This window comes from Mycolicibacterium flavescens (assembly GCF_001722335.1).
GTDB lineage: Bacteria > Actinomycetota > Actinomycetes > Mycobacteriales > Mycobacteriaceae > Mycobacterium > Mycobacterium flavescens.
In genome coordinates, this window is the sequence record NZ_MIHA01000006.1 from 155536 (window position 1) to 175047 (window position 19512).

General features: G+C 67.8%; 22 protein-coding genes and 1 riboswitch. Of the genes, 11 read left to right on the top strand and 11 right to left on the bottom strand.

From position 1 onward, the window contains the following. Window positions 1-35 precede the first annotated feature (35 nt). Window positions 36-1244 (bottom strand): ABC transporter ATP-binding protein, encoded by a 1209-nt coding sequence (locus tag BHQ18_RS10260; RefSeq protein ID WP_084294012.1) that lies wholly within the window; start codon window positions 1242-1244, stop codon window positions 36-38. A 285-nt stretch (window positions 1245-1529) separates the two neighbouring features. Here BHQ18_RS10260 and BHQ18_RS10265 point away from each other — a divergent pair, with 285 nt between their 5' ends. Beyond that, the gene (locus tag BHQ18_RS10265) at window positions 1530-1958 is read left to right on the top strand and encodes a type II toxin-antitoxin system Rv0910 family toxin (RefSeq protein ID WP_069413490.1); all 429 of its coding nucleotides are present in this window, start codon (window positions 1530-1532) and stop codon (window positions 1956-1958) included. A 16-nt stretch (window positions 1959-1974) separates the two neighbouring features. On the opposite strand, the gene BHQ18_RS10270 is transcribed toward BHQ18_RS10265, so the two are convergent. Beyond that, window positions 1975-3447, bottom strand: a complete 1473-nt coding sequence (locus BHQ18_RS10270; RefSeq protein WP_069413491.1) for an MFS transporter — start codon at window positions 3445-3447, stop codon at window positions 1975-1977. Between the two features lie 89 nt (window positions 3448-3536). Then, the gene (locus tag BHQ18_RS10275; RefSeq protein ID WP_069413492.1) at window positions 3537-4406 is read right to left on the bottom strand and encodes an alpha/beta fold hydrolase; all 870 of its coding nucleotides are present in this window, start codon (window positions 4404-4406) and stop codon (window positions 3537-3539) included. A 104-nt stretch (window positions 4407-4510) separates the two neighbouring features. On the opposite strand from BHQ18_RS10275, the gene BHQ18_RS10280 reads away from it, so the two are divergent. Further along, window positions 4511-5122: a class I SAM-dependent methyltransferase gene (locus BHQ18_RS10280; RefSeq protein WP_069413493.1), complete on the top strand. Its 612-nt coding sequence runs from the start codon at window positions 4511-4513 to the stop codon at window positions 5120-5122. 46 nt (window positions 5123-5168) lie between these two features. Then, on the top strand, window positions 5169-5975 hold the full coding sequence (locus BHQ18_RS10285) for an acyl-CoA thioesterase domain-containing protein (protein ID WP_069413494.1): 807 nt from the start codon (window positions 5169-5171) through the stop codon (window positions 5973-5975). 19 nt (window positions 5976-5994) lie between these two features. On the opposite strand, the gene BHQ18_RS10290 is transcribed toward BHQ18_RS10285, so the two are convergent. Then, window positions 5995-6684 (bottom strand): hypothetical protein, encoded by a 690-nt coding sequence (locus tag BHQ18_RS10290; RefSeq protein WP_069413495.1) that lies wholly within the window; start codon window positions 6682-6684, stop codon window positions 5995-5997. Window positions 6685-6744: 60 nt separating this feature from the next. Beyond that, window positions 6745-7092, bottom strand: coding sequence for a hypothetical protein (locus BHQ18_RS10295; protein ID WP_069413496.1), 348 nt, complete (start codon window positions 7090-7092; stop codon window positions 6745-6747). Window positions 7093-7193: 101 nt separating this feature from the next. Continuing rightward, a riboswitch (cobalamin riboswitch) is annotated at window positions 7194-7387 on the top strand. A gap of 152 nt (window positions 7388-7539) precedes the next feature. Here BHQ18_RS10295 and BHQ18_RS10300 point away from each other — a divergent pair. From BHQ18_RS10300 to BHQ18_RS10330, 7 genes are all read left to right on the top strand, one after another. Next, the gene (locus BHQ18_RS10300) at window positions 7540-8547 is read left to right on the top strand and encodes a FecCD family ABC transporter permease (protein ID WP_069413635.1); all 1008 of its coding nucleotides are present in this window, start codon (window positions 7540-7542) and stop codon (window positions 8545-8547) included. Further along, window positions 8544-9347, top strand: a complete 804-nt coding sequence (locus BHQ18_RS10305; RefSeq protein WP_069413497.1) for an ABC transporter ATP-binding protein — start codon at window positions 8544-8546, stop codon at window positions 9345-9347. Before BHQ18_RS10300 ends, BHQ18_RS10305 begins: the two co-directional genes overlap by 4 nt. Window positions 9348-9349: 2 nt before the next feature. Further along, window positions 9350-10420 carry an ABC transporter substrate-binding protein gene (locus tag BHQ18_RS10310; protein WP_372516613.1) on the top strand — a complete coding sequence of 357 codons (1071 nt, stop codon included), beginning with the start codon at window positions 9350-9352 and terminating at the stop codon, window positions 10418-10420. Window positions 10421-10601: 181 nt separating this feature from the next. Continuing rightward, on the top strand, window positions 10602-11204 hold the full coding sequence (locus BHQ18_RS10315) for a (2Fe-2S)-binding protein (protein ID WP_109789247.1): 603 nt from the start codon (window positions 10602-10604) through the stop codon (window positions 11202-11204). A 3-nt stretch (window positions 11205-11207) separates the two neighbouring features. Further along, window positions 11208-12185: an FAD binding domain-containing protein gene (locus BHQ18_RS10320; protein ID WP_069413498.1), complete on the top strand. Its 978-nt coding sequence runs from the start codon at window positions 11208-11210 to the stop codon at window positions 12183-12185. Then, window positions 12182-14335, top strand: coding sequence for a xanthine dehydrogenase family protein molybdopterin-binding subunit (locus tag BHQ18_RS10325; protein WP_069413499.1), 2154 nt, complete (start codon window positions 12182-12184; stop codon window positions 14333-14335). The genes BHQ18_RS10320 and BHQ18_RS10325 overlap by 4 nt, the downstream gene beginning before the upstream one ends. A gap of 45 nt (window positions 14336-14380) precedes the next feature. Then, window positions 14381-15124: an SIMPL domain-containing protein gene (locus BHQ18_RS10330; RefSeq protein ID WP_084293995.1), complete on the top strand. Its 744-nt coding sequence runs from the start codon at window positions 14381-14383 to the stop codon at window positions 15122-15124. A 1222-nt stretch (window positions 15125-16346) separates the two neighbouring features. Here the strand turns inward: BHQ18_RS10330 and BHQ18_RS10335 are convergent. The 3 genes from BHQ18_RS10335 to BHQ18_RS10340 all read right to left on the bottom strand — a co-directional run bounded on the left by BHQ18_RS10335 (window position 16347) and on the right by BHQ18_RS10340 (window position 17545). Further along, complete coding sequence (locus BHQ18_RS10335) at window positions 16347-16742, bottom strand: type II toxin-antitoxin system VapC family toxin (RefSeq protein ID WP_069413501.1); 396 nt, start codon at window positions 16740-16742, stop codon at window positions 16347-16349. Between the two features lie 26 nt (window positions 16743-16768). Continuing rightward, the gene (locus BHQ18_RS29075; protein ID WP_084293996.1) at window positions 16769-17008 is read right to left on the bottom strand and encodes a type II toxin-antitoxin system Phd/YefM family antitoxin; all 240 of its coding nucleotides are present in this window, start codon (window positions 17006-17008) and stop codon (window positions 16769-16771) included. Window positions 17009-17296: 288 nt separating this feature from the next. Beyond that, window positions 17297-17545 (bottom strand): DUF3297 family protein, encoded by a 249-nt coding sequence (locus BHQ18_RS10340; RefSeq protein ID WP_069413502.1) that lies wholly within the window; start codon window positions 17543-17545, stop codon window positions 17297-17299. A 179-nt stretch (window positions 17546-17724) separates the two neighbouring features. Here BHQ18_RS10340 and BHQ18_RS10345 point away from each other — a divergent pair, with 179 nt between their 5' ends. Beyond that, window positions 17725-18276, top strand: coding sequence for a YaeQ family protein (locus tag BHQ18_RS10345; RefSeq protein ID WP_069413503.1), 552 nt, complete (start codon window positions 17725-17727; stop codon window positions 18274-18276). A 27-nt stretch (window positions 18277-18303) separates the two neighbouring features. Here the strand turns inward: BHQ18_RS10345 and BHQ18_RS10350 are convergent, their stop codons facing one another. The 3 genes from BHQ18_RS10350 to BHQ18_RS10355 form a co-directional block, all read right to left on the bottom strand. Beyond that, window positions 18304-18906, bottom strand: coding sequence for an LGFP repeat-containing protein (locus tag BHQ18_RS10350; protein WP_069413504.1), 603 nt, complete (start codon window positions 18904-18906; stop codon window positions 18304-18306). 130 nt (window positions 18907-19036) lie between these two features. After that, a complete protein-coding gene (locus tag BHQ18_RS29525; RefSeq protein ID WP_109789248.1) occupies window positions 19037-19192 on the bottom strand; it encodes a hypothetical protein in 156 nt (51 codons plus the stop codon). Window positions 19193-19230: 38 nt separating this feature from the next. Then, the gene (locus BHQ18_RS10355) at window positions 19231-19509 is read right to left on the bottom strand and encodes a cytochrome C oxidase subunit IV family protein (protein WP_069413505.1); all 279 of its coding nucleotides are present in this window, start codon (window positions 19507-19509) and stop codon (window positions 19231-19233) included. Window positions 19510-19512 lie beyond the last annotated feature (3 nt).

A 19512-nucleotide genomic window follows, 5' to 3' on the forward strand; every position in this document is an offset into this window, starting at 1 on the left:
CCTTTCATCGAGGGTGGGGGAGTTGCGGTCGGCGGTTACGAGTCGTCGAGCATCTCCTCGAGATCCTCGGTCGTCGGGATGTCGGCGGCGGGCAGCACCAGCGACGCTTCCGGGGCCCAGCACACATGCACCGGGTCGCCGGGCCGCAGCATCGGCAGCTGCTGTTCGGGGCCGACGTGGGCGACGATCGGGGAGTCGTCGGGCGCGGCCAGCGACAGCCGCACGACCGGCCCCTGGAAGGTCAGATCGGTGACCGTGGCGCGGACCGTGGCCACATCGCCGGTCGGGGCGTCGGTGGACACCCGCACCCGTTCCGGGCGCACCATCAGCGTCGCGTGCCCGCCCGGTTCGATCGTGGTGTCGCCGGGGCGGGCCTTGATCGTGGTGCCGAGCACCTCGACTTCGACGAAATCCCGGTTGGTCCGCCCGGTCTGGGTGCCCGCCCACAGGTTGGCCTGGCCGATGAAGCTGGCGACGAAAACCGTCGACGGCCGGTCGTAGATCTCGGTGGGCGTGCCGATCTGGTCCACGTTGCCGGCGTTCATGACCGCGATGCGGTCGCTCATCGTCAGCGCTTCCTCCTGGTCGTGAGTCACGTAGACGAACGTGATCCCGACCTCGCGCTGGATCCGCTTGAGCTCGAACTGCATCGCGTGCCGCAACTTGAGGTCCAGGGCGCCCAGGGGCTCGTCGAGCAGCAGCGCGCTCGGGTAGTTGACCAGTGCGCGGGCCAGGGCGACCCGCTGCTGCTGACCGCCGGAGAGTTGGCTGGGGCGGCGTTCGGCGAAATCGGAGAGCCGCACGATCTCGAGCAGCTCGTCGACGCGTTTGCGGATCGTGCCCTTTCCGTGGGCCTTGTCCAACTTCTTGCTACGCGGACCGTAGGCGACGTTGTCCCACACCGACATGTGGGGGAACAGCGCGTAGTGCTGGAAGACGGTGTTGACGTTGCGTTTGTGCGGCGGCACGCGCGACACGTCGACGCCCTCGAGCCGGATCGCGCCGTCGGTGGGGCTCTCGAAGCCGGCGATCATCCGCAGCGTGGTGGTCTTGCCGCACCCCGAGGGCCCGAGCATCGAGAAGAACTCTCCGGATGCGATCGAGAAGTCGGCGTCGGCAACCGCGACGTAGTCGCCGAACCGCTTGGTGACATGGTCGATCTCGATGACGGGACCGCCCTTGGGGCGGGCCGCCCCGTCCTGTCCCGCCGACGGGTTGACGGCGGTGGTTCGTGTGCCAGTCAGTGCGGATCCTCCTCGAGCAGCCCCCCAGCTGTGGATAAACAATCGCGGATTGAACCGACCTTCGCAAGCGATTCCGCAACGAATTTACAAAACGACAATGGAATCCTTCGTTGTCGACCCCGTTCGACACCGGAAACGAGTTTCATCTGGGCGCGCTCACCCCGGCCGACTGCGCCAGCCGGCTGCGGTGATCTCGGGCGTCGGACTGATTTTGTCAGCCGGGCTCCGCGCTGAACGGGGGAAACGCCGTTTACCTGCCCCGCGTTGCCGGGTAACGCACAGTGCATGGCAGCAGTCGACGTTTCGGTGTCATCGGAGCTGAGCCCGCAGAAGGCGTGGGCGCTCGCGTCGGATCTGGGGCGATTCGACGAATGGCTCACGATCTTCGGGGGATGGCGAAGTGAGGTGCCCGACGAGATCGAGGTCGGCACCTGCGTGTCGTCGCTGATCAAGGTCAAGGGTTTCCGCAACACGATCCACTGGCACGTCACGCGCTACGACGAGCCCAAGGTGATCGAGATGGTCGGCCGCGGCCGACCCGGCATCCGCATCGCGCTCACGCTGTGTGTGCGCGCGGAGGACAAGGGGTCGACGTTCCAGGTGGTGGCCGACCTGTCCGGCGGGCTGCTGAACACCCGGGTCGGCAACCTGGTCGCCAAGGTGATCGAGTCCGACGTGCGCAGGTCGGTGACGAACCTGGCCGCCCTGCGCTGAGCCGCTACCACGCGCGTCAGCCCCATTCGTGGTTCATCGCGCGGGTTTCGCAGCGTGCCTCGACGGAATCGGTGTGTCGGCGCCGGGGCCGGGACACCGCGATCAACACCATCGCCAGCGCCGCGGTGATCGCCCCGCCGAAGAAGATTGCCTCGAAGCTGCTCTGCATCGGGACGCCGGTGCCCGACACCGTACGGGTGAGCAGCACCGCCACCACGGCCGCGGCGATCGAACTGCCGATGGTCCGGGCGATCGCGTTCATCCCGGTCGCGACCCCGGTCTCCTCGGCGTCGACCTCGCTGACCACCAGCGCGGGCAGCGCGCCGTAGCCGAGGCTGATGTACGCGTTGGCCAGGATGCTCGCGACGATGACCTGCCAGGTGTACGAGTGGGCGAACGCGACGAACAGGAACCCCGCGATCCCGGCCATCGCGGCGACGAGGAGCACCGGCCGCGCCCCGAACCGGTCGATGAACCGGCCGCTGATCAACGCGACCACGAAACCGGTGAACGCGCCGGGCAGCAGGTACACGACGCTGGCCTCCAGCACGGATGCGCCGAAGCCGTAACCGGCGCCGTCCCGGGGGACCTGCACGAACATCGTCAGCCCGAGAAACGCGAAGTACAGGCCCATCCCCACGAAGATGGTGGCGAAGTTGGTGAGCATGATCGGGCGCCGGCTCAGCATCGCCGTCGACACCAGCGGCTGACGGACCCGTCGCTCCCACCACCACCAGCCGGCCAGCACCAGCAGCCCGCCCGCGGCGCACGCGATCGTGGCCGGCGACGTCCATCCCCAGCCCTGCGCCTGGGTGATCGCCAGCAGCAGCGTGGACAGACCCAGCGCCAGGCCGCCCGCGCCCAGCCAGTCGATGGTCCCGTGCACGCTGCGCGGGCGCCGCGGCACGATGAGCACCACGATCGCGATGACGACGACGGTGAACGCGGTGGTCAACCAGAACACCCGGTGATATCCCGCGTCGCCGCTCATCAACAGGCCCACCACGACCAGGCCCATCCCGCCGCCGAACCCCAGGGTCCCGGACAGCACCGCCATCGCCGACATCAACCGGTCCTGCGGCAGTTCCTCGCGCAGGATCGCGATGCTGATCGGATACAGCGCGTACGACGCGGCCTGCAGGACGCGGGCGACGATGAGCAGCGGCAGCGACGACGTCGTCGCCGCGAGCACCGAGCCGACCAGCACCACGGCGAGTACGCCCAGCAGCACACTGTGCTTGCTGCGCAGATCGGCGAGGCGGCCGAGCAGCGGGGTGGCCGCCACGGCGGCGAGCAGGTTGGCGGTGACGGCCCAGCTGACCCCGATGGTCGACGCGTTCAGCTGCTCGGCGATGACCCCGAGCACGGGAACGACCGCGGTCTGCAGCACCGCCACGGTCAACACGACGATCGACAGCCCGGCGACGAGCAGCCGTGGGGAGCGGACCGGCGCGGCGGCCTGCGGTCGCCTCGGTTCGGTGTCGACCACAGCCCACTCCGATCCTTAGCCGATCTTCACTTCCTGTCGATTATCTTCGCTCAGCTGTGAGTTGCCTGCGCGGGGCGGGTGACGGGCGGCTACGACGGGCGTGGCGCCTCGTCGCGCTGCGCGGTGCTGACGATGAAGTCGTCGAGCAGGTCGACCACGTCGCTGGGGCGTTCGACGTGCGGGAAGTGTCCGACCCCTTCGAGGACCTCCAGGCGGCACTCGGGTCGGGCCTCGTGCGCGGCATAGGCGTGGGAGACCGGGATGATGCCGTCGCGGTCGCCCCAGATCGCCATGATCGGCACCTGGGCGGCCACGTGCAGCCGGTTCAGGGCGCTGACCGCCTGACCGCGGTAGTCGACGACGGACCGCAGTGTGCGCAGGAACGCCTGCCGGGTCTGCGCGTCGGCCAGCGACGAGTAGGCGCTCCACATCTCCGCGCCGCGCGGCGACTGGATCCCGGCCGAGGAGAACCAGCCGCGCAGCTTGTTGCCGACCGTCAGCACCGGCCGCGGCGCGAGCACCGGCAGGAGGAACTCCGATCCCGGCGCCGAGAGCAGGCGCAGCGTCCAGCCGACGTCGGGCCCGAGGCCGCCGCTGCTGATCAGCACCAGCCGACGGCAGTACTCGGGATGCTGGTAGACGAACTGCATCGCGACCCCGCCGCCGAGCGACTGCCCGACGATCGTGGCGTTCGACACGTCGAGTTCGTCGAGCAGATCCCGCAGCCAGACGGCGAATGCGCCCAGCGAGTAGTCGCCGCGGGGCTTGTCGGACTGGCCGTGGCCGAGCAGGTCGGGGGCGATCACGCGGTAGCGGCGCGACAACTGCGGGATCACCGCGCGCCACGTCTCGGAGCTGCCCGCCATCCCGTGGATCAGCAGCAACGCCTCGTCACCTGCGCCGACGTCCCGGTACGCGACGCGGTCGCCGTGCAGTTCGAGGTAGTTCAGTTCGCTCACTTGGGGTCCTCCCGCCGGTGCCTGTTCTGTCTACCCGCATCGGACGCGAGGTACCGGTGATCGCCCCCACTTGACGTCACGCCGCTCGCGAGCAGGCTGGCCCTATGAGCGCCGGCGACCTACCGGTCAACCACCACGCCGACCATCCGGGCTTCTCGGGGGTGATGGGCGCGCTCGTCGGGGTGGTCCTGCTGGCGATGGGGCGCTCGGTTGCGCGTTTGGCCGCTGAGTCCACCGCCGTCGGGCCCGAGGACACGGTCGTCGACATCGGCTGCGGTCCCGGTGGGGCAGCCCGGGTGGCGGCCCGCCGCGGTGCCGCCGTCATCGGTGTGGACCCGGCCCCGGTGATGCTGCGGCTGGCGCGCGCCGTCACCCGGCACGGGACGATTGCGTGGACGACGGGCACCGCCGAGAGCGTGCCGCTGCCCGACGCGTCGGCGACGGTGGTGTGGTCGCTGGCGACCGTGCACCACTGGCAGGACGTCGAGGCCGGGTTGCACGAGGCGCGCCGCGTGCTGGCCCCCGGCGGACGGCTGCTTGCCGTCGAACGGCAGATCACCGCGGACGCCACCGGCCTGGCCAGCCACGGGTGGACCCGACAGCAAGCCGATGCTTTTGCCGCACAGTGCATTTCGGCAGGATTTCACGACGTGGAGGTGGCGGGTCGCAGTGCCGGCCGGCGCGAGGTGTGGGCGGTACAGGCTGTGCGGCCCTGACCGCCCACGGCGCGAGGCGACCCGCGTCATATGCGAAGATCCGGCAATGCTGCGCGAACCTTCGTACTTCACGCCGACCGACTGCGGCGGCTTTGAGCCGACGCGGTTTGCGTTGAGCGGCTGGGGCGACGACCAGCTCAACGGGCCGGCGATCGTCGGGTTGGTTGCGCGGACGCTGGAAAAGCATTCGGGGTCAGAGGAGTTCATGCCGGCGAGGCTCACCGTGGACCTGTTCCGGGCGGCGCGCATGACGCTCACGACGGTCGATGTGCGGGTCGTGCGGGACGGCCGCCGGGTGCGCAACGTCGAATGCGATGTGCAGCAGGACGGCCGGGGCGTCGCGCGGGCGACCTTGGTGCAGTACCGCCGGTCGGCGCCACCGGCCGGGCAGGAGTGGGTGCCGCCGGCGCCGGTTCCCGACTTTCCCGATCGCGACGGAGCGTTGTTGCCGTACGTGGGCAGCGACGACAGCGGATGGTCGCGATCGCCTGCCGCGCACCAGAACACCTCGCGCAAACGCTTCTACTTCTCCAGCCCGGATATCGTTGCAGGCGAGAAGGTTTCGCCGTTCACGCGTGCGGTCACCGTCGCGGAGTCGACGAGCTTGGCGACGAACCTGGGCACCGAGGGGATCGGCTACATCAACGGTGACCTGACGGTCGCGCTTTCGCGGCTGCCGGTCGAGGACTGGATCCTCGTGCAGGGTGATTCGCACTGGGCCTCAGACGGGGTCGCCGTCGGTACGGCGACGTTGTTCGACCGTCGCGGACCATTCGGTTCGGGGATGGTGACGGCGGTGGCCAATCCGGCGGCGCAGATCGACTTCACCGATCGGCCGTTCCCATCGGGGTGACCGACGACGAGTGGTCGCTCTAGAACCACCGGCCGCTGCCGCGGCCGTCGCCGGGTTTGCCTTCGCCGGGCCGTGGCGCGCGGACATCCGGCGCGACGCTCATCGGCGGGCGCGTCACCCCGATCTCGGGCTTGTTCTGTGACGGCGGCGAATTCCGCGGGGGGTAGTACGGCTGATAGGCCGGGGCGCTGTTCTCCGCCGGCGGCGGTGGCGGGGGAGGCGGCGGCGGTGGGGGAGGCATCGGCGGCGGCGCCGTTGCGCTCATCGACGGCTCGACCGGTGACGGCGGTGTGTTCTCGGCCGTCGGCTCGGCGCTGGGGGCCACGCCGCTGGGCTCCTCGGAACCCGAGGAACCTTGCACCATCATCATCAGCACGACAGCCAGCAGCAGCACCGCGGCCGCGATCAACCCGATCACGCCGCGTTTCGTCCGGTACCAGGGCACGGGTGCGGACTTGAAGGTCAATGCACCGACAGACGATCCGATCGGCTTACCGGTGAACGCCCGCGTGTAAGCGGGTTCACGCTCGTCGTACCAGTCGTCGGTCTCGGCGGCGGGCTCGGCCACCGGGTCGGGGTCGGCCACCGGCAGTGGTTCGGTGATCGGGTCGTGGTCGGTTTCGACTTCGTTGGGGGGCCGACCGTCGCTCGGCTGCGCCGGGGACTCGTCCAGGTCCCAGCCCCAGAGGGCTTCGCGCTCAGCGGCCATACACCGATGCTAACGCGGTCACGTGGGTCGGCGACTGCACGCGCCAGCGGGCTCCGGGCGTCAGAAGTGGATGGCGCGCGGGCCGCCGCCGCATTGGGGTATGCCGCCGTAGGGCAGACCGCCCTGGATCGAACCGTTGATCAGCACACTGCAGGACGCGGTGTTGTGCCACGCGCCCGGCGCGAACGGGCCGCCCGGACCGAAACTCCAGGTCTGCGAATAGAACGATCCGTCGGGAAACGGTTCGCCGAGGCAGTAGCGCTGTCCACCCTGTCCCGACTTCTGCCCACCCGGGCACCAGTTGGCGGCGCCGTTGGGCACCTTGGGATCCGGCTGCGCGGAGGCGCTCGGAACCCCGATGAATGTCAGGGCAGCCGAAGCTGCCGCGATCGCAAACAGTTTGACCATATCTATCCCCACCGGTTCGCACCGATGGGTCAAAGGTAGCTGGACGGCTCCGGTGTGGTCAGCAAATCGGGCAGATGCCCAGCGCTGTCCGAGGGTTGGTAGGGTCTGCCGCTGAGAGCGGTCGCATCCGTGCTTCATGCGGATGCCAGGGAACCCGGTGAGAGTCCGGGACTGGCGCGCAGCGGTATGGGAGTTGGGCTCGACACAGGTCACTGGAGGCCGCTGAAGGCTTCCGGGAAGGCGTCGAACCCGCAACATCCCGAGTCCGAAGACCTGCCGTTCTCGATAGGTCCACCGGTATCTCGCGTTCAGATGCCCCGGCGTATTGAGGCAAGACTTGTTGATCACCTGGCTCCCGGTGTTGTGCCCGTGACGGTCGCCGAGAAGCTGTCCCGTCGCGCGCACGACACGTCGGTTCCCACCGTTCGGCGGGTCCCGTCGTTCACGCTGACCGTGGTGCTCGCGGCACTCACTGTCGTCAGCGTCGTGGTCTCGGTTGCCTTTGGCGCCGAGGACATTCCGCTCGGTGACGTGTGGCGCGCGGTCGTCGGCCGTCTGACCGGCGCGCCGACGGATGCGGGTTACGACGTGATCGTCTGGGATCTTCGGCTGCCGCGTTCGATTCTGGCCGCAATCGTGGGCGCCGGTCTGGCGCTGGCCGGCGCGCTGATGCAGGCGTTGGTGCGCAACCCGCTGGCCGAGCCGTATCTGCTCGGGGTTTCGGCGGGCGCCGCGGTCGGCGCGACGGCGGTGATGACGCTGGGCGTGCTGTCCGCGCTCGGGATCTGGGCGCTGTCCGGCGGGGCGCTGCTCGGGGCGATGGTCGCGACGCTCACCGTGTACGCGGTGGCCCGCGCGCAGGGTGGGCTGACCGCGCTGCGGCTGATCCTGTCGGGCGTCGTGTTGTCCTCGGCGTTCATGGCGCTGTCGTCGCTGCTGGTGTTCACTGCCGGTGACCCGCACGCCGCCGAGAGCGTGATGTTCTGGTTGCTCGGCAGCGTCGCCGGAGCGACGTGGGCGAAGGTTCCCGTCGCGGCCGCGGTGGTGCTGGCCTCGCTGGTCGGGGCGCTGCTGATCCATTCCTGGTTGGACGCCTACGCCGCCGGCGCCGACACCGCCACCTCGCTCGGTGTGCCGGTACGGGCGCTGCGCAACGCGTTGTTCGTGATGCAGGCGGTGTTGGTCGGCGTGCTGGTGGCCGTCTCCGGCGGCATCGGGTTCGTCGGGCTGATCGTGCCGCACGCCGCGCGGCTGATCGTGGGCGCCACCCACCGCGCGATGCTGCCGGTGACGGTCTGCGCGGGTGCGCTGTTCCTGCTGTGGGTGGACGTGATCTCGCGCGAGCTGGCCGCGCCGCGGGAGATGCCGCTGGGCATCGTCACCGGTCTGATCGGCGCGCCGGTGTTCCTGTTCCTGATGGGGCGACGCCGCTACGAATTCGGGAACAGCTCATGACCGCCGCCACGCTCAGCGCGCACCGCGTCGAGTGCCGCCGCGGCGCGCGAACCATCGTCGCGGACGTGGACCTGCTGGTGCCCGCCGCGACCCGGCTGGCGGTGGTCGGCCCGAACGGCGCCGGTAAGACCACGCTGTTGCGCGCCCTGTCGGGCCTCGACGCTCCGGCGGCCGGACGCGTGCGCATCGACGGCGACGATCTGTATCGGATGCCGGCACGGCGCCGGGCGCGCAGCATCGCGGTGGTCGGGCAGGAGGAGCGGCCGTCGGGTGAACTCACGGTTGCCGAAGCGGTCGGGCTGGGCCGCACGCCGTACCGCAACCCGTGGTCCGGGGCGGTCGTGGGGGAGCAGGACATCATCGACGAGGCACTCGGCGCCGTCGGCCTCTCGGGGGCGGGGGAGCGGTCCTGCGCGCAGCTGTCCGGTGGCGAACGGCACCGTGTCGTGCTTGCGCGGGCGCTGGCGCAGCGGACCGGGATTCTGGTGCTCGACGAACCCACCAACCATCTCGACGCCGCGTGGCGGCTGAGGTTCATGCAGACCCTCGACGAGCTCGAATGCACGGTGGTGGCCGCGATGCACGATCTGGACCTGGTGCTGCGGCACTTCGACGCGGTGGCGGTGATCGCCGACGGCGGCGTGTTCGCGCACGGGCCGCCCGCGGAGGTTCTCGACTCGGACCTGCTGTGGCGGATCTTCGACGTCGCCGGCGACGTCGTCGCGCACCCCACGACGGGGCGATCTCATCTCCTACTCACCCATGCCGACCCGGTATCGGACCGAACAAAAGGAATTTGACTGTGGCACCACAATTCCGCTCTATCGCACCGGCCATCTTCGGTCTGTTGCTGGTGTTGGCCGCCGGGTGTTCGTCGCAGACCTCGGCCGACGCCGGAGCCGACACGGTGACCGTCACCAACTGCGGTGCGGAAGTCACTTTCGACCAGCCGCTCGAGCGGCTGTTCGTCAACGACGGTGGGATGATCGCGATCGCGTTGGCGGCCGGGGCCCGCGAGCAGATGGTTGCGGTCAGCTCGATGGCCCGCGACGTCGACGTGCTGCGTCTGGAATACGGTGCGCAGATCGACGGCCTGAAGGAGGTGGCGCCGGCGCAGCCGACGTTGGAGAACATCGTCGGGGCCAAACCGCAGGTGCTGTTCGCGGGATACCACTACGGGATGGGCGAGGAACGCGGGATCACACCGGAAATCCTTGCCGGACACGGTATCGCCGTCTACCAGTTGTCCGAGGCGTGCCGTCCGGTCGAAGGTGAGGCGGTCCGCGGCACCATGGACCCGTGGGTGGCGATCGACACCGATCTGCGCAACATCGGGATCATCACCGGCAACGCCGAGCAGGGCGCGCAGGCGGCCGACGAGGTCGCGGCCCGTCTGCAAACCCTGCGGGCCGCACCGCAACCCGCCGAGAAGCCGACCGTCTTCGTGTTCGACAGCGGCAGCGACACGATCTTCTCGTCGGGGGCGTTCGGCGGACCGCAGGGGATCATCGACGCCGCCGGTGCGCGCAACGCCACCGAGGACATCCAGGACACCTGGACGACGGTGAGCTGGGAGCGGATCGCCACCGCCGACCCGGATCTGATCGTGTTCGTCGACTACCCGGGTCAGTCCGTCGAGGAGAAGATCGCCGCGCTGCGCAGTAACCCAGCGAGCAGGAACCTCAGGGCTGTGCGGGAGAGCCGGTTCGTCAACCTGCCCTACGCCATGTGGGTGTCCAGCCCGCTGAACATCGACGCCGCGGAGACCTTGCGGTCGGTGCTCGAAAAGCGCGGCCTGGCACCGCAATCCGGTATCACACCCAGCCTCGATGTGGCCCAGCTCGGCCTCGCGGGCAACGATTGGCTGCAGTGACTTCAGCGGCTCGCCGAGTGTGAACTGGTGGCGGTGGATCCCGCCCGCCGACGGCCCTGCCTTCACACTCGAGGTCCGCTGGGCGGTTGGTATGTGTTTCCTATGAGGATCACCGGGGTCGGCAGGCGCCCTGCCTAGGGTTGACACGTCCCAGTTGCCCTGCCGTTCGGAGGACCTCGACGTGACGGATCAATCGCACAACACGCCGTTCCCGGTGCGCAGACGGACCTTCATCGGCGCCTCGGTGGCGGTCGGAGGTGCCCTCGGCGCACTTCCGTACCTGACCGGGTGCGGCGCCGACGAGAGCGAAGCCACGTCACCGTCGACGGTGACCATGCGCATCAACGGCGAACAGCACACGTTCGACGTCGATACCCGCACCTCGCTGCTCGACATGCTGCGCGAACGCGCGGGGCTGACCGGTACGAAGAAGGGCTGTGACCAAGGCGCATGCGGCGCCTGCACGATTCACCTCAACGGTGAGCGGGTGGTGTCGTGCCTGACGCTGGCGGTCATGCACGACGGCGCCGAGATCACGACGATCGAGGGCCTGGAACGCAACGGTCGTCTGCATCCGCTGCAGCAGGCGTTCATCGACCACGACGCGCTGCAGTGCGGCTTCTGCACACCGGGTCAGATCATGTCCGGGGTCGCATGCATTCGCGAAGGCGGCGCGGAGACTCCGGAGCAGATCCGAGAGTCGATGAGCGGCAACCTGTGCCGCTGCGGTGCCTACGTCAACATCGTCGAGGCGGTCGCATCGGTCGCACGGCGCGGGGAGTGAGCGATGTACCCGTTCTCGTTCACCACGGCCGTCGACGAACACGCGGCGCTGGCCGCCGGCCGGTCGGGCGCGCGCTACATCGCGGGCGGCACCACGCTGATCGACCTGATGCGGGAAACCGTCGAACGGCCCGGGTCCGTCGTCGACATCAACGCTCTGCCGTACCGTGACATCGATCTGCAGCCGGACCGGTTGCGCATCGGAGCACTGGTGCGGATGGCGGAACTGGCCGCACACCCCGCGGTCCGCAGCGAGTTCCCGGTCATCGCAGAAGCGTTGAACCTCAGCGCCTCCGCGCAACTGCGGAACATGGCCTCGATCGGAGGGAACCTCATGCAGCGACCGCGCTGCCTGTACTTCCGCGACGTCACATCGCCCTGCAACCGCCGTGAGCCCGGATCGGGCTGTCCGGCGGTCGGCGGACGCAACCGGACGCACGCCATCCTCGGCACCAGCGATCAGTGCGTCGCCACCCATCCGTCCGATCTCGCTGTCGCGCTGGTCGCATTGGATGCTGGGCTTATCGTGCGAGACCCATCCGGGGACAGGGCTATTCGACTCACTGACTTTTTCCGTACACCCGGCTCGGCTCCGGAGCGGGAACACAATCTGCAGCCGGGTGAGTTGATCGTGGCAGTCGAGGTGCCAACGACCCCGCCCGCGCTCAGGTCGGGTTACCTGAAAGTCCGCGACCGCGCGTCGTACGAGTTCGCGATCTGCTCGGCGGCGGTGGTGCTCGACATGCAGGGCCCGACGATCCGGGCAGCGCGGGTGGCCGCCGGCGGGGTCGGCACCGTCCCTTGGCGGCTGGCCGCCGTCGAGCGGGCGCTGATCGGCAGGGCAGCGACCCGAGACGTGATCCGTGCCGCGGCGGAGGTGGCCGGCGAGGGTGCGCGACCGTTGTCGGAGAACGGGTTCAAGGTTGATCTGCTCAAGCGCACTGTCGCCCGGCAGGTCGAGACGATCGCGGGCTTGCGGTGACGGCCCCGCTGGCGCGGCGTGCGCTGGCCGGGCAGGCCGTACCCCGGGTGGACGGCCGCCAGAAGGTGACCGGTCAGGCGCGCTACGCCGCCGACGCCGACGTTGCCGATGCGCAGTTCGCGGTGTTGGTCGGCGCGACCGTGGCGCGGGGAACAGTCGACGCTGTCGACACCGCACCGGCGCGGCGGATACCGGAGGTGGTCGATATCGTCACCGACTTCGCCGGGGTGACGCTGCCGTACGACCCGCGGCAGGTCTCGGCGTTCGGGCAAGCGGTGGCGGTGGTGGTCGCGACGACGCTCGAATCAGCCAGTCACGGGGCGTCATTGGTGACGGTGCGCTACTCGGCGCAGTCGCAGATCACCGACATGGACACCGGCGATGCGTCGGCGTCCGCACGGAGCTACACGCGGGGAGACGCCGACCGGGCGCTGCGAAGCTCTGCTGTCGTCACCGATTTGCGTTATGCGATGGAGCGCCACAACCACAATCCGATGGAGATCAGCGCGACGGTGGCCCGGTGGGAGGGCGACCGGCTCACGGTGTGGGACAAGGTGCAATCGGTCAGCGGCGCGAGCGGACAGTATGCGTCGGCGCTCGGCGTGCCCGCCGGCAACGTGCGGGTGATCTCGCCATTCGTGGGTGGCGCTTTCGGCAACGCGGGACGGGTGTGGCCGCACCAACTGATCGCGGCGCATGTGGCGCGTCGCCTCGGCCGGCCGGTCAAGCTGCTGCTGACGCGGCGGCAGCTCTACGCCGTCACCGGATACCGGCCGCGAAGCCGCCAGCGGGTGGCGATCGGTGCCGACCGGTCGGGCCGCATCGCCGCGATCGTGCACGAGGGCAGCGTCGAGGTGTCGCGCCACAGCCCGTACGTGGACAACGTCACGGGCGGGTCGTCCTCGATGTATCAGGCGCCGAACATGCGCTCAGCGTTGCGGACCGTCGCTCTGGACGTCAATCCGGGAAACCAGATGCGCGGTCCCGGCCACCTGTCGGGGAACTTCGCGCTGGAGACCGCGATGGACGATCTGGCCCACCGGCTCGGTCTCGATCCGATCGAGCTTCGGCTGCGTAACGAACCCACCCGGGATCAGGGGGAGGACCTGCCGTTCTCAACACGGCGGCTGGCCGAGTGTCTGCGCTCCGGCGCGAAGAGGTTCGGGTGGTCGCGGCGAGAGGCCGAGCCCCGGTTGGTGCGCGAGGGCAGTCAACTGATCGGTCTGGGTGTGGCCGCGGCCAGCTTTGTCACTATCGTCAGCCCGTGTGCCGCGTCAGCGCGGGTCCGCGCCGACGGAGCGGTCGAGATTCACTGCGGGGTCAGCGATATCGGTCCCGGCACGTACACGGCGATGAGCCAGGTCGGCGCCGATGCGCTGGGTGTGCCGTTTCATCGGGTCCGGTTCACGTTGGGCGACAGCGAGTTACCGGAGGCGCCGGGGCAGACCGGTTCGCGGACGATGGCCAGCGCCGGGTCCTCGGTACACCACGTCGGCACACTGTTGCGCGACCGGTTCGTGCGGATGGCGGTCACCGATCCGGGGTCGCCGTTGCACGGCCTGGTGCCCGGGGACGTCAATGTGCTCGACGGCCGTATGGTGGCTCGGACAGACGCGTCGCGCGGTGAGCGGTATGAAGAGCTGCTGCGTCGTCGGCGCCTCGCCGACCTCAGCGCCGAACAACAGTGGACCCCGGACGCTGCCAGTGAAGGCTTTTCGATGCATGCCTACGGCGCGGTGTTCGCCGAAGTGGCCGTGGACGAATCGCTGGGGACGGTGCGGGTTCGGCGGATGTTCGCCTCCTATGACGCGGGCCGGATCGTCAATCCGCTGTTGGCGCGCAGCCAGGCCATCGGGGGGATGGTGATGGGTATCGGGGCGGCGCTGCTCGAGGCGACGCATCTCGATCACCGCGACGGGCGGATCGTCAACGCGAACATGGCCGACTATTTGGTGCCGGTCAACGCCGACGTGCCCGAACTCGATGCGGAGTACCTGCCGGGCGAGGACATGATCGCCGACCCGATCGGGGTCAAGGGCATCGGCGAGCTCGTCGTCGTCGGGGTACCCGCTGCAGTGGCCAATGCGGTCTTCAACGCGACCGGGCGGCGGGTGACCGATCTGCCGATCACGCTGGACAAGTTGATGTGACGTTGTTGCGGACGATCCTGCCGGTGTCGCCGCTACGCTGAGCAAATGCCCACTGAGATCACGGTACGCGGGTCGTTCGCGGTGTCAGAGCCGCCTGAGCGAGGTGCCGTCCACGCGTCGATCAGTTACGAAGGTCCGTCGATGGAACCGGTGTACGCGCGCGTGGCACAGGACTTGGATGTCGTGCGGACATCGGTGGCAGAGCTGAAGGACAGGCACGAGCCTGCTGTCACCTGGTGGTCGGCGCAGCAGCTGCGGACCTGGGCGGACCGGCCCTGGAACAAGGACGGCAAACAGCTGCCGTTGGTGCATCATGCGGCCGTCGACTTCGAAGTCAAGTTTTGCGATTTCGAAGCTCTGTCGACATGGGTCGGTGAGCATGTCACCAATCTCGACGGATTTCACGTGAGGGCCATCAGATGGTCGCTGACGGAGAAGCGCCGTCTCGAGTTGATCCGCCGGGTGCGCGAACAAGCGGTGCATGACGCCGTCGAGCGCGCTCAACAGTATGCCGGGGCACTCGGTCTCGGCGAGGTCGAGTCCGTCGGGATTGCTGACGCCGGGATGCTGGAGGCTCACCTGCGGCCCGATGGAGCCCCCGGGCGGGCTTCCATGGTGGCGGGAATCGAGGCGGCGCCTGCGGGCGCACCCGAGGTCCGGCTTGTGCCCGAAGACATAGAGGTCGCCGCTGCGGTGGATGCACGATTTATCGCTGACGGGCAGGGATCAACCTCTGGCCATAACGTTGAATCTGAGCCGGACGCAGTAGAGTTTCGTGATGATGGGTGAATTCCTCGCGGAACGTCTGCTGCTGGCGACACGTGGGCGATCAGGGGTGAAGTCATCGAGGTCTTCCGTTGACACAGTCGGGTGACGGCAGGCGAGCTGTCCTCATCGCGACGGCCAGATGTGGCGCTGCTTGGGGTCGTGAATGACTGAGTGCCGAAAGTGCGCAGCCGGTGAGTGCAGCCACACGGCGCAATGTCCGATGATGGTCCGTTGGTACGACGACCCGTGGGACGGCACGTTCTGGCTGCGCTGCGAGTGCACTGACTCGATCGACGCCGGAGCGCGCCCTGTCACGATCAGCCGGGTGGCGGACAACCCGTAGCTCGCCGAACGTCCGGCTGGCAGCGCAGTGCTGTGCAAAGTGTCGAGATCGTCTCCGCTGGAAAGGCTTTAAATCGTCACTGTGACGTAATGCAACTTGCCGGTGCGATTTCCCGGGGAGCCAATCGAGAGGCGCGTATGCCACTAACGGGTTACTTACCCGCGGATAGGGCGTGCAAGTAACCCCTTAAGGACGCTCAGGGAGGTCAAGCCGCCTGCGGCCGAAGGGTTTTCGAGACCTGCGACACGCTGTCGAAACGTCACAGTGACGTTTTGATGCGCGCTAGCAGGTTTGAGAAGGGGCAGGATTGCAGGCGTCGACGCGGAGTCGACGTCGATTGGAACTTCGAGTTCGGTCGGCAGTCGATGCCGACGGGGGCCTTAACGGGTTGATTGCACCCGTATAGCGCGTGCAATCAACCCGTTAGTGGCCATGTCGCACACACGTGGGCGGTTCGACGAGTGTCCCGGACCGCACGCCCGGTCGATCGCCCTGGTCGCCGAATTGCCGATAAGCCACATTATGTCAAGTAATCCACTGCAGTACGAGCGAGATCTATTGTCCCCCTGTCGGTTGTTGCAGCAGTGTTCCGCGTCGTTGTTCGTCTTCGTCGCGCGGCGGTAACGCCCGTCAGCTCCCAATGCATCGGGTCGCGGATAGGCGATCGCTGCCGCCGTGCTGGTTGGCGTGCTGACCCTGGGTGGGCTGATTTTGGCGATCGCCAGTAGTGTCGCGTGAGCCTCCGCGATACTCGTCGGCCGTCAGTCGGGCTCGCCCACGCTGCGGGAAGTCCAGCAACTCCAGTCCTCAAAGTCCCCCACCTGCACTGCCGCCCAACGACTTTCAGTAACCTGATTGTAGGACGATCGGCGGTGTGCGAAGTCTTAGACGGCACGCCGATCAGTGATCCGGGTGCGTGACCCCACGCAGGTCCAGCTGGGGCAATCCAGCGAAGTCGCCGGGATTGCACGTGTATAACGGCACACCGTGCGCGACGGCAGTGGCCGCAATGAGCGCGTCGTAGGCTCGTGCAGCTGGTTTGCGGCCCGACGTACGCAGCGCGGCGGCGATGCCTCCAAACGCCCGCGCACTTTCGGCGTCGAACGGAAGGACTTCGAAATCCGCCTCCGCCTGCTGCAGGTGTTGCTGACGTGCGCTGCGTTCGGCGTCAGCTTGGGCGACGTGCGGCCCCACGGACAGCTCAGCGAGAGTTATCGCACTTATTACAGACTCGTTTGGTAACTCGTCGGGATCCGTCAGCCGGCCGAGCAGAATCACCGTCGACGTGTCGAGCATGCCTCTCGACCGGTGAGCCGATTCCTTCACAGTGACGGATCTACCACGCTGTCCACGTCCGAACGCAACTTCTCCACGTCCACAGGTGGCAGGTTCCGGCGTCGGCGAATCAGTTCAGTAGGACTCACGCTTGGCCGCGGTAACGGGCTCAGCTCGGCTACCGGCGCACCATCGCGCGTCACGATGATGCGCTCACCGCGCTCCACTCTGCGCAGCACTTCCCCGCCTTGGTTGCGCAGGTCGCGAACAGTGACCACCTCAGTCATACGCACAGCGTATCACCGGTGAGACATGTCTGCACGCCCGATGCCGTACCGTCCGCGAACCCCGGCGAGCCCAGCACCGTCCTTCGGCGCGTTGCCGGGCAGGCCGCACTCCCTTAAGGGATACGACGTAATCGAAGATGGCGGGATACCTGTGCTGTAGTCATCTCCGCTGACAATCGTGCGTTGATCGATTACCTGCTCAAGTCTCGCGTGACTCCCGCGGATACGTTATGAGCCGCTGGGTCTTCGCGGACCAACTCGTTGTAACTGTGGCGTCCGCCATCCAACTCAGCGGAAATAAGGTTCGATCGTGCCGCTGACCTTGACGACCATGGGATTTCCGCGGCGATCCTTCGCGGTGGGGACTTCAACACGCGCCCAACCTTCGGCCACGTTGTATTCGTGCACATTGGTCTTTTCGGCGCCATTGACGCGAACACCCACGTCACGGCGAAGCACCTCTTCGTTGTAGAAGGGACTGCGCGGATCGATGGAGAGGTGATTCGGTGGAACGTCGGTGTTCTGATCCTCGGACATGATCGCCTTCGTTGGGTGCTCGAATTATTCTCGACGAATCTACGCGACCCTGCCGTAGCGGGTTGCGATGCCGTCAACCGGGCCGCTCCCCTGTCACTTTTGACGAATTCGGCGTCGAGCGCGGCGGCCTGACCGCGGCCTGACTACTCGGGGAACACCGCCTGGGTGGACACTATGGCGTGGCCCTTTCTGCAACAGTGTTCAAGGTCGAACTCGGCGTCTCCGACGTCGATCACGGTTACTACGCCGATCACACGCTGACCGTGGCCCGTCATCCCAGTGAAACCGATGAGCGGATGGTGGTGCGGCTGTTGGCGTTTGGGCTGCGTGCGCACCGGCTCAGCGACGTCGACGGTGAGCTGACGTTCGGGGCAGGCCTGTCCACCCCCGGCGTACCGGATTTGCGGCTCGCCGACTACACGGGCCGGATCCTGGAGTGGATCAACGTGGGCCAGCCCGATGAACGCGTCTTGGGCAAGGCCGCCAGTCAGGCCGACCAGGTGCTGCTGTTCCCTTTCGCCGCCGGCGTGGCCACCTGGTGGCGCACCGTGGGACCTAAAGTGGCGGGGCTGTCGAACCTGTCGGTGGTGCAGGTACCGCACGCGCTGGTGCAGCAACTGGCCCAGACGGTCGATCGTCGGGTCTCGGCGCAGGTGATGGTGATGGAAGGTCAGGTGACGATGACCGTCGGCGGTGTCGACGTCACCTTCACGCCCAAGCCCTTGGCCTGAACGCCTGCCCGCCGCTGGCGGATCCGCCTAGAGCCCGGACGGCACGACCTTGCCGTTGACCGTGACCTCAACCTCACCCGTCTTCGGGTCGAACGTGATTTTGCCGTGCTCGAAGGTCGTCACAAGCAGATCGCCGACGGGTTCCTCATCGCTGGTCGGTACGCCCAGCGGGCCCGGCGAACCATTCTTGCCCGCGATGTCGGGAACGCCGGCCTCGTCGCGTTCGATGTTCCAGGCCTCGCGAATCCTGCCCCAGGTGATGTACGCCGGTGTTCCGGGCTGGTCATTCTTGGCGACGATCACGCCGCCCTGGAACTGTTGGAACACCACCCCGCTGTCCCGGGTCCCGGCATTGAAGTCGCCGGTCAGCGGTTTGCCGAGCGCCTGCTTCTGCTTTTCGGTCGCCGTCGAGTACTTCGCCGCGATCGGACCGGTGAGCGTCACCTCGACGTCGCGCTCCCCGATCAGCTTCACCTCGGCGGGTGGCGCCTCCACCTCTGAGGTGGCAATCAAATCAACCTGCGGCGGCATCGACGCGTCGATGCTCCCGCCACTGCTACACCCCACAGTTAACAGCGCAAAGGTGGCCAGGCCGACGATCGCCGAGGAACGGTAGGTGCTCGAAGTCATGGACTTCCTTCTATCACGTCTTGACCCGCGGCAGAACCTCGCCGGTCCGGACTTAGTCGACGACGAACCTACGGGACACCGGTACCCGCCCAATTCAGGCTGACCCGCACCTGATCGCGTCGCCAGAGCGTCACCCCTGCTCGTCGTCCTTGTCGTCGTCGCGGTGTGCGGCCTCGATCACCTCGGGCGACACCGGCTTCTGCAACCAGGCGCGCATCCGCAGCAGGCCGCCGGCGATGGCCCCGATGGCGAACACCGCAACGATGATCCACAGCGCGGTCGACATGCACCCATTCTCCCCCTCGCCGCGGTGTTGGCGCGGCGCTATCCGGCCGCGAAATAGAACCCCAGCAGCAAACCGAAGAGCACGACCAGCCACCCGTTGGTCGTCAGCTTCAGCCATCGCGGCGCGTGCCGGACCTCCATGAAGTGCCAGATCACCAGCTGCGTCTTGACCGCCGCGATGACCAGCACCACCACGGTGATCGCCGCGCTGACCTGATGTGCCTCGCCACCGTCGCGGGCGGTCAACCACGACGCAATCGTCACCGCGGTCAGCACCGCCCACACGAGTGTCAGCGGGTGACGGAGATAGGCGGTCACGAC